Origin of the sequence: Janthinobacterium agaricidamnosum NBRC 102515 = DSM 9628 (assembly GCF_000723165.1) — a bacterium.
Lineage (GTDB): Bacteria > Pseudomonadota > Gammaproteobacteria > Burkholderiales > Burkholderiaceae_D > Janthinobacterium > Janthinobacterium agaricidamnosum.
Window position 1 is genome coordinate 878,305 of the sequence record NZ_HG322949.1, and the last position, 12,981, is coordinate 891,285.

Genomic DNA, 12,981 nt, shown 5'->3' on the forward strand with positions numbered 1-12,981 from the left:
ACCCTGTGAGTGGCGGCATCGACACCGTCCTCGGCTTCGATTTCGGCATGAAACGCATCGGCGTGGCAATCGGCAATACCATGATTTGCCAGGCCCAGCCATTAAAAGTCATCAGCGCCACCGCCAGCGACGCCAGGTTTGCCGAGATTGCGGCCCTGATCGCCGAATGGACCCCGACCCGCGCCGTGGTCGGCTTGCCCAGCCATCCGGACGGCGCCGAACATGAGATGAGCGCGCGCTGCCGCCGCTTCGCCAACCAGTTGCACGGCCGTTTCAACTTGCCGGTGGAACTGGTCGACGAACGTTATTCCTCCGCCGTGATTGCGGCCAGGCGCGGCGACGTGATCGACGACCGCGCCGCCGCCATCATCCTGCAACAATATTTTGACGCGAACTTTTGACCCATGCCCAATTCTTCGAACCTTAGCCAGGCGTCCCTGCTCGACGCTGAAATCCTGTACGCGACCCTGTTGCAGCAAGTGCAAAGCGGCCTGTCCGGCGCCGATAACGTGGCCATCGTCGGCATCCATTCCGGCGGCGCGTGGCTGGCCGAACGGCTGGCGCGCGACCTCGGCCTGGGCGAACGCCTGGGCGTGCTCGACGTGTCGTTCTACCGCGACGATTTCGCCAGGAAGGGCCTGCACGCCGACATCAAGCCGACCCAGATCAATTTCGACGTCGCCGGCGCCACCATCCTGCTGGTCGACGACGTGCTGTACACCGGCCGCACCACGCGCGCGGCGATCAACGAATTGTTCGATTACGGCCGTCCGGCCAAGATCATGCTGGCGGCGCTGGTCGACCGCGGCGAACGCCAGTTGCCGGTGGCGGCCGATTTCGTGGCCGCGTTCACGGCGGTGGAAGCAGGCCAGGCGCTGGTCCTGAAACGCGCAGACGATGGAAAATTCACGCTTACAATTGATACCGTAGATACCGACCATGCTTAATCCGCAACTGAATAAACACGGCGAACTCCAGCATTTGCTGACCATCGAGGGCTTGCCCAAGTCGATCGTCAACCATATCCTGGACACCGCTTCCTCCTTCGTCGGCATTTCCGACCGCGACGTCAAGAAGGTGCCGCTGATGCGCGGCAAAAGCGTTTTTAACCTGTTCTTTGAAAACTCCACGCGCACCCGCACCACCTTCGAGATCGCCTCGAAGCGCCTGTCGGCCGACGTGATCAACCTGAATATTTCGGCGTCGTCGGCCAGCAAGGGCGAATCGCTGCTGGACACCATCGATAACCTGTCGGCGATGCATGCCGACATGTTCGTGGTGCGCCACTCGCAATCGGGCGCGCCCTACCTGATCGCCAAGCACCTGATCGACACCAAACAGCCGCACGTCCACGTGGTCAACGCCGGCGACGGCCGCCACGCGCACCCGACTCAGGGTTTGCTGGACATGTACACCATCCGCCACTACAAAAAAGACTTTACCAACCTGACGGTGGCGATCGTCGGCGACATCTTGCACAGCCGCGTGGCGCGTTCCGACATCCACGCGCTGACCACGCTGGGCGTGCCGGAAGTGCGCGCGATCGGCCCGCACACGCTGCTGCCGGGCGGCCTGGAACAGATGGGCGTGCGCACCTTCACCAATATGGATGAAGGCTTGAAGGGCGTCGACGTGATCATCATGCTGCGCTTGCAGAGCGAACGCATGAGCGGCGCGCTGCTGCCGTCGGCGCAGGAATACTTCAAGAGCTACGGCTTGACGCCGGAGCGGCTGGCGCTGGCCAAGCCGGATGCGATCGTGATGCACCCGGGACCGATGAACCGCGGCGTCGAAATCGACTCGGCGGTGGCGGACGGCCCGCAAGCGGTGATCTTGCCGCAAGTGACGTTCGGGATCGCGGTACGGATGGCGGTGATGAGCATTTTGGCTGGCAATCAAGGATAAGCAAGTGAGCATGAAATTACATATCAAGAATGGCCATCTGATCGACCCGGCCAACGGGGTCGATCGTGTGCAAGACCTGTTTATCGCCGACGGCGCCGTGCTGGCGCTGGGCGCCGCGCCGGCCGGCTTTACGGCCGACCGCACCATCGACGCCAGCGGGCTGGTGGTGGCGCCCGGCCTGGTCGATTTGTCGGCGCGGCTGCGCGAACCGGGCTATGAATACAAGGCCACGCTGGAATCGGAATTGCAAGCCGCGATGCAGGGCGGCGTGACCAGCCTGGTGTGCCCGCCGGATACCGATCCGGTGCTGGACGAACCGGGCCTGGTGGAAATGCTGAAATACCGCGCCAAGACCCTGAACCAGGCCCACGTGCATCCGCTGGGCGCGTTGACGGTCGGCTTGAAAGGCCAGTCGCTGACTGAAATGGCCGAGCTGACCGAAGCCGGCTGCATCGGCTTTGCGCAAGCCGAGGAGCCGGTCGAAGACACCACCGTGCTGCTGCGCGCGCTGCAATACGCCAAGACTTTCGGCTACACCGTCTGGCTGCGTCCGCAAGATGCGCATATCGGCCGCGGCGGCATCGCCCACAGCGGCCCGCTGGCGTCGCGCCTGGGCCTGGCCGGCGTGCCGGTGATGTCCGAAACCATCGCGCTGCACACCATTTTCGAATTGATGCGCGCCACCGGCGCGCGGGTGCACTTGTGCCGCATTTCGTCGGCCGCCGGGCTGGAACTGATACGCGCCGCCAAGCAGGAAGGCTTGCCGGTGACCTGCGACGTCGGCGCGCACCACATCCATCTGACCGACGCCGACATCGGCTTTTTCGATTCGAACGCGCGCGTCACGCCGCCATTCCGCAGCCAGCGCGACCGCGACGCGATTCGCAGCGGCCTGTTCGACGGCACCGTCGATGCGATCTGCTCCGACCATACGCCGGTCGACGACGATGAGAAACTGCTGCCGTTCGGCGAAGCGTCGCCGGGCGCCACCGGCCTGGAATTGCTGTTGTCGCTGTCCTTGAAATGGGCCGACGATTACGCCGCCGTCCAGCCGGACGGCCCGGTGCGTCCGCTGGTGCGCGCGCTGGCCAAGGTCACCTCGGAAGCGGCCCGCGTGGCCGGCATCCCGGCCGGCAGCCTGGCGCCGGGCAGCGTCGCCGATGTGTGCCTGTTCGATCCGGCCGCGCGCTGGACGGTGGCCGCCCCGGCGCTGGCCAGCCAGGGCAAGCACACGCCGTTCCTCGGTTATGAATTGAGCGGCGTGGTGCATGCCACCATCGTCGCCGGCCATGTGGCGTTCCAGCGTTAATTTCAAGGTTAATTAATATCGGCGGCCTTAGCCGGGGTGGCGGTCCGGCCCCGGCTGGTGCCGCGCAGACCCTCCCGAACCTGGTGTGACTTGAAACTTCTACTGATTTATCGCCTGGCGCGGGTGTTCCTTCATCTGGCCATCGGCATGACCAAGAGCTTGCTGGTGTTTCCGTGGCTGGATGCGCAAGGGCGCAACCGCCGCATCCGCGCATGGGCGCGCCAGTTGCTGGCCATTTGCGGCGTGCATGTCGAATTGCGGCAGTCCGGCCAGGCGGCGCTGGAGCGGGTGATGGTGGTCGCCAATCACGTGTCGTGGCTGGATATCTTCGTCATCGATGCGGTGCATCCGTGCCGTTTCGTGGCCAAGTCCGAGATCCGCTCGTGGCCGATTCTCGGCTGGCTGGCGGCGCGCGCCGGCACCATCTTCATTTCACGCGGCAGCAAGCGCGACTTGCGCAAGATTTTTCAGGGCCTGGTCGACAAGCTGCAAGCCGGCGAGCGGATCGGTTTTTTCCCGGAAGGGACCACCGCCGCGCAAGGCCAGCTGCTGCCGTTCCATGCCAATCTGTTCGAGGCGGCGATCGACGCCAGGGTGCCGGTGCAGCCGTTCGCCGTGTCGTATGTGGATGCGGACGGCAAGCCGCACCCGACGGTCGACTACATCGACGACATGACCTTCGCCGAAAGTCTGGTGGCGATCTTGTGCGGCCCGCCGGTGACGGCGCGGCTGGTATGCCTGGCGCCGATCGACAGCGCCGGCCAGCACCGGCGCGAACTGGCGCTGGCGGCGCGCAGCGCGGTCGCCGCCGCGCTGAATATCACGTAACAGCAAAACCCTGGTTGCTCGCTTACTTGACGTGCAGCCAGCGCGCGTGCGCGGCGCGCGCCAGGTAGTCGAGGATGAAACCCAGTACGCCGATCAGCACGATCGCCGCCATCAATTCCGAATACGCCAGCCGGTCGCGGGTATCGAGGATGAAGTAGCCGAGGCCGGCCGACACGCCCAGCATTTCAGCCGGCACCAGCACGATCCAGATGATGCCGATGGCCAGCCGCACGCCGGTCAGGATGTCCGCCGTGATGCCCGGTAAAATCACTTTCAGCACGATTTCGCTGCGCGTCGCCGACAGGCTGCGCGCCAGCAGCAGCCAGTTCGGATCGAGCCGCGCCACGCCGGCGGCGGTATTCAACATGATCGGCCAGACCGCCGCGAACGCCAGCAAGAAGTACACCGGCGCGTCGCCGACGCCGAGCACCATCACGGCGATCGGCATCCACGACAGCGGCGATATCATGCGCAGCAATTGGAACAGCGGCATCGAGGCGCCGGAAAAACGCTTCGACATCGCCACCAGCACGCCCAGCGGCACGCCGATGACGGTCGCCAGGCCGAGGCCGACGGCCACGCGCTGCAGGCTGAGCCAGATATGGATCCAGATGTCGCGCCCTTGCAGCAATTCGACCAGCGCCGCCGCAGCGTGCGCCGGCCCGAACGCGGCCGCGATCGGCGTGGTTTTTTCCAGCGAGACGACGCCCAGCGCCCACAGCAGCACCGCCACGCCCAAGCCGGCTACCGGCAACAGAAACCGCATTAACATTATCTACACCGCCACGGTTTCGCTGCGCAGCAGGTTGGCCGGCAAGCCGAACGCCGCCGGGCCGCCGATCGCATCGATCGCCTTGCGCACGAAGCGGTCGTCGACCAGGTCGCGCGCGACGAATTTCGGATCGAGGCCGGCCAGGAAGCGGGTGTCGCCCTCGACCTTGGTCTGGCCGATGGCGCGCACCAGTTGCTCGGTGTACGAGGCGAATGGATACGGCTGGAAGTCGATGCGGCGCTGCTGCCAGTTCTTGTGCACGATCAGCCCGCGTTTTTCATAGTCGGCGTAATCGGTGGCGGCCAATACCTTGGTCAGCACTTGCAAGGTGTGCGGGGTGTAGCGGTGCTCGCCGGTATTGGCCAGCAGCTTGGCGGTGTCGAGCTGGTTCGAGCGGGTCCACAATTGCGCCTTGACGATGGCGCTGGTGACGCGCTGGGCCCATTCCGGCCGTTCGCTGATGTCGCGCTCGGACAGGAAGGTGACGCAGCAGGCGTGGTTTTTCCAGACGTCGCCGGAAAAGCGCAGGATCTTGCCGATGCCGGCGGTTTCCGCCGCCGCGTTGAACGGTTCGGCGACGATGAAGCCGGCGATCGACCTGGCGGCCAGCGCCGAGACCATTTCAGCCGGCGCCAGCACGATCAGGTTGACTTCGTTCGGCTGCAGCGCGGCATTGCGCGGCCGCGTCACGGCGGTCAATCCGTTGCTGCGCAGGATATCCTGCAGCAGCACGTTGTGGATCGAATACCAGAACGGGATCGCCACCGTGCGCCCGCCCAGGTCGCCGACCTTGTTGATCTCGTTGGCCACCGTCAGCGCGGAACCGTTGATGTGGTTCCACGCCACCACCTTGGCCGGGAACTTGGCGCCGTAGCGCACCCACAAGGTGGCCGGCGACAGCAGGTGGATCACGTTGACCTGGCCGGACACGAACGCTTCGACGATTTGCGACCAGCTGCGGAACAGGCGCGGGGTTTCGGTCTTCAAGCCTTCGGCCTCGAACAGCTTGCGCGCATGCGCCACCAGCAGCGGGGTGGCGTCGGTGATCGGCAGGTAGCCGATCCTGACCGGCTGGTCGCCGCCTTTCGGGCCTTGCTGGGCCAGCGCGTCGCCGGCGAACAGCAGCGGCGAGGCGACGCTGGCGGTGGCCAGCGCGGACAGGCGCAGGAAGTCGCGCCGGGTCAGGCCGCAATCGCAATCGGACGAGGCGCAGATGTGCAGGGGGGGGCTGTCGGTATGGGTACGCATGTCGGGTATCTTCCTTATAGTGAGTGGGCGCCGGCGTCAGGCGCGCGCAGCCTGGCCAGCGCCGCCAGGATGTCCATTTTCAGTTCGACCACGCCGCTGCCGTGGCCTACCCTCGGCTGGGCGATGTCGACGCGCCATTCGCGCACGATATTGCCGGGCCGTCCGCCCATTAATACTATCCGGTCGGCGACCAGGATCGCTTCATCGATATCGTGGGTCACCAGCAGCACCGCCGCATGCCAGCGGTGCACCACGTCGACCAGCAGGGTCTGCATTTCGGCGCGGGTGATCGCGTCGAGCGCGGAAAACGGTTCGTCGGCGAACAGCAGTTCCGGCTGCCGCGCCAGCGCGCGGGCCAGCGCGACGCGCTGCGCCATGCCGCCCGACAGCGCGGCCGGGTACAGTTTTTCGTGGCCGGCCAGCCCGACCGCCTCGATCGCCTGCGCGACCCTGGCCTGGTGGGCGGCCTGGTCCAGCTGCGGCTGATGCTTGAAGTCGAGGCCGAAACCGGCGTTGCCGCTGACGTTCAGCCACGGCAGCAGGCTCGCTTGCTGGAATACCAGCGCGCTGCGCGGGTCGGGTTGCATCAATGGCTTGCCGAGGAAGCTGATGCTGCCGGAGGACGGCGTTTGCAAGCCGGCCAGCACGCGCAGCAAGCTCGATTTGCCGCAGCCGCTGCCGCCCAGCAGGCAGACGATTTCACGCGGCCGCACCGCCAGCGACACGCCGTCGAATACCGGCGTCGCGCCGGGGTAGGCGAAGCTCAGGCCTTGCGCCTGCAGCGCGTAGTCCTGCGTCAAATCTTGCGTCGAACCTGTTGTCATGCGGCTTTGCTTTCATGCTGTTGCAAGGCTGCCTGCAATTGCGTCACGCTCGGTGTGATGATCGGGATGAACGCCGATTCGCGCCAGCGGCGGGCAAAACCCTGCTGTTCTTTATCCAGGTAGGCGCGTCCGCCCATGGCCTGCAATTCTAGCATCAGCGCCTGCTGCACCAATTCCGCCAGCACCAGCCGCAAACGGAACATCGCCGGCGCCTCGGCCTTGAAGCTGCCGTCGTGCACGCCGGCCAGCAAGGTATGGACATACTTCGCCAGGTTCTCCTGCAAGGCCGCGATGCGCGCGCCCAGCTGGTTGCGGCTGTCGGCCGAAATCTGCGCCGCCCGCGCCAGGCTGGCGCGCGCCAGGCCGATCGACAAGCCGCATTGCATGCCGAGGAAGGACGGCCGCACGGCGGGCAGCCAGGCCGGACCGTCCGTGGCGATGATATCGCCGGCAGGTATCCGGACCTGGGCCAGCTTGATCGACGCGGTATTACTGCCGCGCAGCGCGATCAGGTCGAGGTCCGGGCTGCGCAGCACGCCGCTGCCGGTGCTGTCGAACGCGACCACCGCCGGCGGCGCGCCCTTGGCCGGCGCCACCGCGGCGGCGGCCGAAAAGCCGGCCTTGCGCAAATTGGTCAGCCAGGCCAGGCCGCCGTCGAGCGACCAGCCGTCGGCCTGCGGCGTGGCGCTGATTTGCAATTGCTCTATGCCGGACAGGAATTTCATCGCATTCGACAAGCCGGTCGCGCCGGCTTGTTTTCCGCTCAATAAATCCGGCAAGCGCCGTTCGGCCATCGCCTGGTTCGGGCTTTGCAGCATGTATTCGATGAAGGTGCGCTGGCCCCAGAACGTAAACGCGGCCGTCAGCGACTGTTCGGCCACCACCGAAATGGCGATGATCGCATCGCGCACGTCGCCGCCCGCGCCGCCGTGGGCCTGCGGCACGCCGATGCGCAGCAAGTCGGCGCCGGCCAGCGCCGGCAGCACCTGTTCGGCCAGTTCGGCCGACAGGTCGAGTTGGTCGGCGTGCTGCCTGAGCCAGTCGTTCAAGCCGCTCATGATCAGATCGCGCCTGGCAGGTACGGCGTCAATTGCGGATTGACCGGCGTGCCGGCCAGGCTGTTGGCGAAATTGCACAGCGTCGCCAGGCTGATGCCGAGCACCACTTCCAGCGCCTGCTGTTCATGGTAGCCGGCGCCGATGAAGGCTTGATAAGCGCTGTCGCCAACCGCGCCGCGGGTGGCGATCACCGCGCTCGCGAAAGCGGCGACGGCATCGAGTTTGCTATCGCCGGTGGCCGTGCCGTGCTGCAGGGCGCGCACGGTTTCAACCGGCTGGCCGGCTTTTTTCAGCGCCACCGCGCTATGGCCGGCGACGCAGAAGTCGCAGCCGTGGATGCGCGCGGCGGTGATTTGCACCACTTCGCGTTCGGCCAGCGACAGGCTGGCGCGGCCATTGATGCCGGCCACGGTCAGATAGGTTTCCAGCGCCACCGGGGCGTTCGCCAGCACGCCGATCAGGTTAGGCAGATAGCCGTTATTGGCGATCGCTTTTTCGACGAACGGGCGGCTGTCGGCCGGGGCGGTATCCAGGGTATGCAGGGTCAGGCGTGCCATGATGCACCTTGTTTGGTTGATGAACAGGGCTTCATTATGAGTCCGCGCCAAACTGGGCAACAGTCTCACGCGTCGGCTTTTTGTGTCCGTTCGTCTCAGTATGCCTGAGCAAACCTACCGCGCGGCCCGATTTCCGGCCTCCGATGCTCACTGTGCCTAGCGCACAGCTCCGCTTCTCGGCCGGAACTCGGGCCGCTCGCTACGGTTTTGTCAGGCATACAGCGGGTGCCTTAATGCGGCAGAACAGCTCTGTCAGACGCTCTTAATTCAGTAGTTGGCGTTGACGCTGTTCGCGGCGATAGGCGCCGGGCTGTGCGCCGGTGACGCGCTTGAAGGCGCGCGTGAAGGCTGCGTGGGAGCGGTAGCCGACATGTTCGGCGGTGCGTTCGACGGAGTCGCCGGCGTGCAGGCGCTGGGTGGCGATTTTCATGCGCAGCAACAGCAGGAATTGCGCCGGCGGGTGGCCGCTGACGTCGGCGAAGTGCTTGCAAAAGCTGGCGCGCGACATGTGCGCGACCTTGGCCATGCTGTCGATCGACCAGTCGTCGGCCGGCGCTTGCAGCATGCGGTCCAGCAGCGGCGTGAATTCGGTGCGGTGCAGCAGCGCGGCCAGGCCGGTGGCGATCTGCTCTTGCCGCGAGACGTGGCGCACCAGGTAAAAGAACAGCAATTCGACCAGCCGGCCGATCAGCGGCGACGGCTGTTCCGGATCGCCGCCCGCTTCGGCCAGGATCAGGTCGAACAGCGTGCCGGCCGCGCTGAGCGCCGGCGTGTCGGCGCGGATGATCAGGTAATCCGGGAAGGAGTCGACGATCAGTGCGCTGAGCGCGCCGCGAAACTGGAAAAAGCCGCAGGCCAGGCCGGTGCCGTTGTCGACTTGCGCATCGAGCGGCTGCATCGCTTGCGGCGCGATCGCCGCATCGCGATCGCTGTGCGGGCTCAGGAAATGGGGTATGTCGCGCAGCAGGAACACGCCGTCGCGCGCTCCCAGCGCGATCGGCGCCTGGTCTTGCACGTGCAGGTAGCAGCCGCCTTGCAGCACCAGGTGGAAACTGCCGAGGGCCTGGCCGGCGGTCGACGCGCGCCAGCGGCCGCAATACTGGCCGACATGGAATACGGCGGTATCGAGTTCAATGCTGCCGAGCAGCCAGTTGGCAAGCTTGTCTTTATCGGCGCTCATCAGGTTTCATCCGGGCGGACTATTCAAAATCGCATCATAAAGCCTGCAGGGCAAGCCGCATACGACTAAATCCGCTTAAGCATATATGTATTTTTCATGTTGTCTTTTTGCGTGCCGCTTGCTGGAACTCCGGGCAGCTCACTTGCAGCAGCGAGCGGTCTTCCAGGCACACTGCGCTCAACTGGCCGCCCCACACGCAGCCGCTGTCGAGGCCGATCAAGTTCGGCCGCAGCAGCAAGCCCAGCGCCGACCAGTGGCCGAACACCACGGTAGCGCCGGCGCTGCGGCGCCCCGGCGCGTCGAACCACGGGGTCAAGCCCGAGCCCGGCGGCGCGCTGCCGCTTTCCTTCATCTTGAAGTCCATGCTGCCGCTGGCGTCGCAAAAGCGCAGCCGCGTCATCGCGTTGATGATGCAGCGCCAGCGGTCCGGTCCTTGCAAGCGCTCATCCCAGGTGTCGGGCTGGTTGCCGTACATGGTGCGCAGGAAGTCGACCCAGTGCTCGCCCGACAGTCGTTCAGACACTTCGGCGCTCAAGTCCAGCGCCTGTTGCGCGCTCCATTGCGGCAATACCCCCGCATGGACCAGCAAATGGCCTTGCTGCATCAAGGCCAGCGGACGGCGGCGCAACCAGTCGAGCAAGACGTCGCGGTCGGGCGCCGTCAGGATTTCAGCCAGCGTGTCCGAAGCGTGCACCGGCCGGATGCCATTGGCCACCGCCAGCAAATGCAGGTCGTGGTTGCCAAGCACGGCATCGATATCGCCGCTTTGCGCCAGTTGATAAACGTGGCGCAGGGTCGCCAGCGATTGCGGGCCGCGATTGATCAAGTCGCCGGCGAACAGGATGCGATCCGGGCCGGCACTGGCGCTGCTTACCTTGGCAAGTAATTCGACGGTTTGGTCGTGGCAACCTTGCAAGTCGCCGATAACATAGGTTTTCATGATGTGATGCCGGTATGCGATCAATTTGATAGTCGTAGACTGTCTAGTTTAACGCTTAAACTGACATTTGACCGGGATATTCATCGCCTGGATAAGCGATGCCTGTCTGGTAAAGGCACGGAATGGCCACATGGCCGGTGGCGGCAGGTTTCATCGCCATGGTTTATAACATGCTTGCCCTGTCCGATATGTCTTTGCAGGCGGGATGGAATGGGTAAGTGGTATTGTTCGTAATAATGATCTGGCATATGGGTGTATTTCACAAATAATCGTGTTTAATTAATTTCCGTATCGGTATGCCGCACCGTTTGTTATTGATGGATGTAATTATTGAAGCGGGATGAATCAATGGAGCAGCGGGAAGTGAATATTTTATTTATGAAATGTCCAATCAAAATGATTAATTGGGAACTTTATTTAAATTATGAATTTTAGTATTGGTGCATTTGTTTGAAATAAATGAAAGTGTCGATGTTATGTAGTATATTTATGCAATCTATTAATTTCATTAACTATGGGAGTATTTGTGGATATATCCAATCTGACGGCGCTGGAGTTGCGTCATTTGCAGGAAAAAATTAAAAAAGAAATGAAGGACCGCGAGCGCCAGGATTTGAGCAAGGCGCGCGAACAAATCCTGGCGATTGCCCAAAGTGTCGGCCTGCCGCTGAAAGAATTGATGAGCGTGGTTCCTGCGCGCGCCAAGCTGGGCGCCGTCGCAGTACAGTTTCGCAACCCCGCCGACGCCTCGCTGCAATGGACTGGCCGTGGCCGCCAGCCGAAGTGGGTAAGGGAGTGGGTTGAAAGCGGCAAGTCCATCGATCTGCTGCGCGTATAATTCGCTATACTCTGATAGCGCGGCAGGCACCGTTCAGGTGGTTGCCGCGGTTTTCTTCGTTATTGATGTTTCAGCGTTCCTCGCCACCTTGAGCGGGGAGCCTGTGCCTGTCCGTTCCCATTTCGACAAAAGACCATGATCCCACTCTCCAGAACCATCTTCAAAGCCTACGATATCCGTGGCATCATCGGTAACACGCTGGACGCCGGCGTGGCCCGCTTGATCGGCCGCGCGTTTGGGCGGGCCGCACTCGCCAAGGGCGAAAAAAAGGTGGTGATCGGCCGCGACGGACGCCTGTCCGGACCGGAACTGGCCGCGGCGCTGGCGCAAGGCTTGCAAGCGGCGGGCGTCGATGTGATCGACCTGGGCGTGGTGGCCACGCCGATGGTGTACTTCGGCACCAACGTGCTCGATACACGCTCCGGCATCATGGTCACCGGCAGCCACAATCCGCCGGACTACAATGGTTTTAAAATGGTGCTGGCCGGCGAAGCGATCCATGGCGAGGCGATTTTGGCGCTGTATCAAAGCATCATTGATCAAGACGGCGACAGCGGCGTGCCGGCCGGCCATTATGCGACCCACGATATCCGTGCCGCCTACCTGCAGCGCATTATCGGCGATATCAGGCTGGCCCGCCCGATCAAGATCGCGGTCGATTGCGGCAATGGCGTGGCGGGCGCGTTCGCCGGCGACCTGTTCCGCGGCCTGGGCTGCGACGTGACCGAATTGTTTTGCGAGGTGGACGGCACGTTCCCGAATCATCATCCGGACCCGGCCCATCCTGAAAATCTGCAGGACTTGATCCGCTGCCTGCAACACGGCGACGCCGAGATCGGCATCGCCTTCGACGGCGACGGCGACCGGCTGGGCGTGGTGACCAAGGATGGCCAGATCATTTATCCGGACCGCCAGATGATGTTGTTCGCCGCCGACGTGCTGGCGCGCCATCCGGGTGAACAAATCCTGTACGACGTCAAATGCACGCGCCACCTGGCGCCGTGGATCAGCCGGCACGGCGGCCGGCCGCTGATGTACAAGACCGGCCACTCGCTGGTCAAGGCCAAGCTGCGCGAAACCGGCGCGCCGCTGGGCGGCGAAATGAGCGGCCATATTTTCTTCAAGGACCGCTGGTACGGTTTCGACGACGGCTTGTATGCCGGCGCGCGGCTGCTGGAAATCCTGACCCGGGTCGGCGATCCGTCGGCCTTGCTGAACGCGCTGCCGCAATCGGACAGCACGCCGGAATTGCACCTGGAATTGAAGGAAGGCGAAAACGTCATCGTGATGGAACAGTTGCGCCGCGATGCGGTATTCCCCGGCAACCGGCAAATCATCACCATCGACGGCCTGCGGGTCGAATATGACGATGGTTTCGGCCTGGCGCGTTCGTCGAACACCACGCCGGTGATCGTGATGCGTTTTGAGGCGGAAACGCCGGCCGCGCTGGCGCGTATCCAGGGCCAGTTCAAAAGCGTGATCCTGGCCGCCAGGCCGGACGCCGTCTTGCCGTTCTGAGATG

The 12,981-nt window shown here is 63.9% G+C and carries 14 protein-coding genes; 7 read left to right on the forward strand and 7 right to left on the reverse strand.

Features of this window, described 5'->3' with window-relative positions; genetic code table 11:
• Positions 1-17: 17 nt before the first annotated feature.
• The 5 genes from ruvX to GJA_RS03725 all read left to right on the forward strand — a co-directional run bounded on the left by ruvX (position 18) and on the right by GJA_RS03725 (position 4,042).
• Positions 18-401, forward strand: a complete 384-nt coding sequence (gene ruvX, locus GJA_RS03705; RefSeq protein WP_038498613.1) for a Holliday junction resolvase RuvX — start codon at positions 18-20, stop codon at positions 399-401.
• A 3-nt stretch (positions 402-404) separates the two neighbouring features.
• Entirely contained in the window at positions 405-947 is a 543-nt protein-coding gene (gene pyrR / locus GJA_RS03710) for a bifunctional pyr operon transcriptional regulator/uracil phosphoribosyltransferase PyrR (protein ID WP_038488931.1), read from the forward strand.
• On the forward strand, positions 940-1,905 hold the full coding sequence (locus GJA_RS03715) for an aspartate carbamoyltransferase catalytic subunit (RefSeq protein ID WP_038488935.1): 966 nt from the start codon (positions 940-942) through the stop codon (positions 1,903-1,905). The genes pyrR and GJA_RS03715 overlap by 8 nt, the downstream gene beginning before the upstream one ends.
• Positions 1,906-1,915: 10 nt before the next feature.
• Positions 1,916-3,214: a dihydroorotase gene (locus GJA_RS03720; RefSeq protein ID WP_038488937.1), complete on the forward strand. Its 1,299-nt coding sequence runs from the start codon at positions 1,916-1,918 to the stop codon at positions 3,212-3,214.
• A 90-nt stretch (positions 3,215-3,304) separates the two neighbouring features.
• Positions 3,305-4,042, forward strand: a complete 738-nt coding sequence (locus tag GJA_RS03725; protein WP_038488940.1) for a lysophospholipid acyltransferase family protein — start codon at positions 3,305-3,307, stop codon at positions 4,040-4,042.
• Positions 4,043-4,064: 22 nt separating this feature from the next.
• Here GJA_RS03725 and GJA_RS03730 read toward each other — a convergent pair whose 3' ends face one another.
• The 7 genes from GJA_RS03730 to GJA_RS03760 form a co-directional block, all read right to left on the reverse strand.
• Positions 4,065-4,814, reverse strand: a complete 750-nt coding sequence (locus GJA_RS03730) for an ABC transporter permease (protein ID WP_038488943.1) — start codon at positions 4,812-4,814, stop codon at positions 4,065-4,067.
• A 3-nt stretch (positions 4,815-4,817) separates the two neighbouring features.
• Positions 4,818-6,062, reverse strand: a complete 1,245-nt coding sequence (locus GJA_RS03735; protein ID WP_038488946.1) for an ABC transporter substrate-binding protein — start codon at positions 6,060-6,062, stop codon at positions 4,818-4,820.
• Positions 6,063-6,076: 14 nt separating this feature from the next.
• Positions 6,077-6,886: an ABC transporter ATP-binding protein gene (locus GJA_RS03740; protein ID WP_038488949.1), complete on the reverse strand. Its 810-nt coding sequence runs from the start codon at positions 6,884-6,886 to the stop codon at positions 6,077-6,079.
• Positions 6,883-7,944: an acyl-CoA dehydrogenase family protein gene (locus tag GJA_RS03745; RefSeq protein WP_038488952.1), complete on the reverse strand. Its 1,062-nt coding sequence runs from the start codon at positions 7,942-7,944 to the stop codon at positions 6,883-6,885. Before GJA_RS03745 ends, GJA_RS03740 begins: the two co-directional genes overlap by 4 nt.
• A 2-nt stretch (positions 7,945-7,946) precedes the next feature.
• Positions 7,947-8,501: a carboxymuconolactone decarboxylase family protein gene (locus GJA_RS03750; RefSeq protein WP_038488954.1), complete on the reverse strand. Its 555-nt coding sequence runs from the start codon at positions 8,499-8,501 to the stop codon at positions 7,947-7,949.
• Positions 8,502-8,763: 262 nt separating this feature from the next.
• A complete protein-coding gene (locus GJA_RS03755; RefSeq protein WP_038488957.1) occupies positions 8,764-9,681 on the reverse strand; it encodes an AraC family transcriptional regulator in 918 nt (305 codons plus the stop codon).
• Between the two features lie 94 nt (positions 9,682-9,775).
• Positions 9,776-10,621 carry a symmetrical bis(5'-nucleosyl)-tetraphosphatase gene (locus GJA_RS03760; RefSeq protein WP_038488960.1) on the reverse strand — a complete coding sequence of 282 codons (846 nt, stop codon included), beginning with the start codon at positions 10,619-10,621 and terminating at the stop codon, positions 9,776-9,778.
• A gap of 526 nt (positions 10,622-11,147) precedes the next feature.
• On the opposite strand from GJA_RS03760, the gene GJA_RS03765 reads away from it, so the two are divergent.
• Positions 11,148-11,459, forward strand: coding sequence for an H-NS histone family protein (locus GJA_RS03765; protein ID WP_038498616.1), 312 nt, complete (start codon positions 11,148-11,150; stop codon positions 11,457-11,459).
• A 135-nt stretch (positions 11,460-11,594) separates the two neighbouring features.
• Positions 11,595-12,977, forward strand: coding sequence for a phosphomannomutase/phosphoglucomutase (locus GJA_RS03770; protein ID WP_038488963.1), 1,383 nt, complete (start codon positions 11,595-11,597; stop codon positions 12,975-12,977).
• The last annotated feature ends 4 nt before the right edge of the window (positions 12,978-12,981 follow it).

Coding starts and splice junctions, on each gene's coding strand:
- pyrR (WP_038488931.1), top strand. CDS start 405: ATGCCCAATTCTTCGAACCTTAGCCAGGCGTCCCTGCTCGACGCTGAA.
- GJA_RS03715 (WP_038488935.1), top strand. CDS start 940: ATGCTTAATCCGCAACTGAATAAACACGGCGAACTCCAGCATTTGCTG.
- GJA_RS03720 (WP_038488937.1), top strand. CDS start 1,916: ATGAAATTACATATCAAGAATGGCCATCTGATCGACCCGGCCAACGGG.
- GJA_RS03730 (WP_038488943.1), bottom strand. CDS start 4,814: ATGTTAATGCGGTTTCTGTTGCCGGTAGCCGGCTTGGGCGTGGCGGTG.
- GJA_RS03735 (WP_038488946.1), bottom strand. CDS start 6,062: ATGCGTACCCATACCGACAGCCCCCCCCTGCACATCTGCGCCTCGTCC.
- GJA_RS03740 (WP_038488949.1), bottom strand. CDS start 6,886: ATGACAACAGGTTCGACGCAAGATTTGACGCAGGACTACGCGCTGCAG.
- GJA_RS03745 (WP_038488952.1), bottom strand. CDS start 7,944: ATGAGCGGCTTGAACGACTGGCTCAGGCAGCACGCCGACCAACTCGAC.
- GJA_RS03750 (WP_038488954.1), bottom strand. CDS start 8,501: ATGGCACGCCTGACCCTGCATACCCTGGATACCGCCCCGGCCGACAGC.
- GJA_RS03755 (WP_038488957.1), bottom strand. CDS start 9,681: ATGAGCGCCGATAAAGACAAGCTTGCCAACTGGCTGCTCGGCAGCATT.
- GJA_RS03760 (WP_038488960.1), bottom strand. CDS start 10,621: ATGAAAACCTATGTTATCGGCGACTTGCAAGGTTGCCACGACCAAACC.
- GJA_RS03770 (WP_038488963.1), top strand. CDS start 11,595: ATGATCCCACTCTCCAGAACCATCTTCAAAGCCTACGATATCCGTGGC.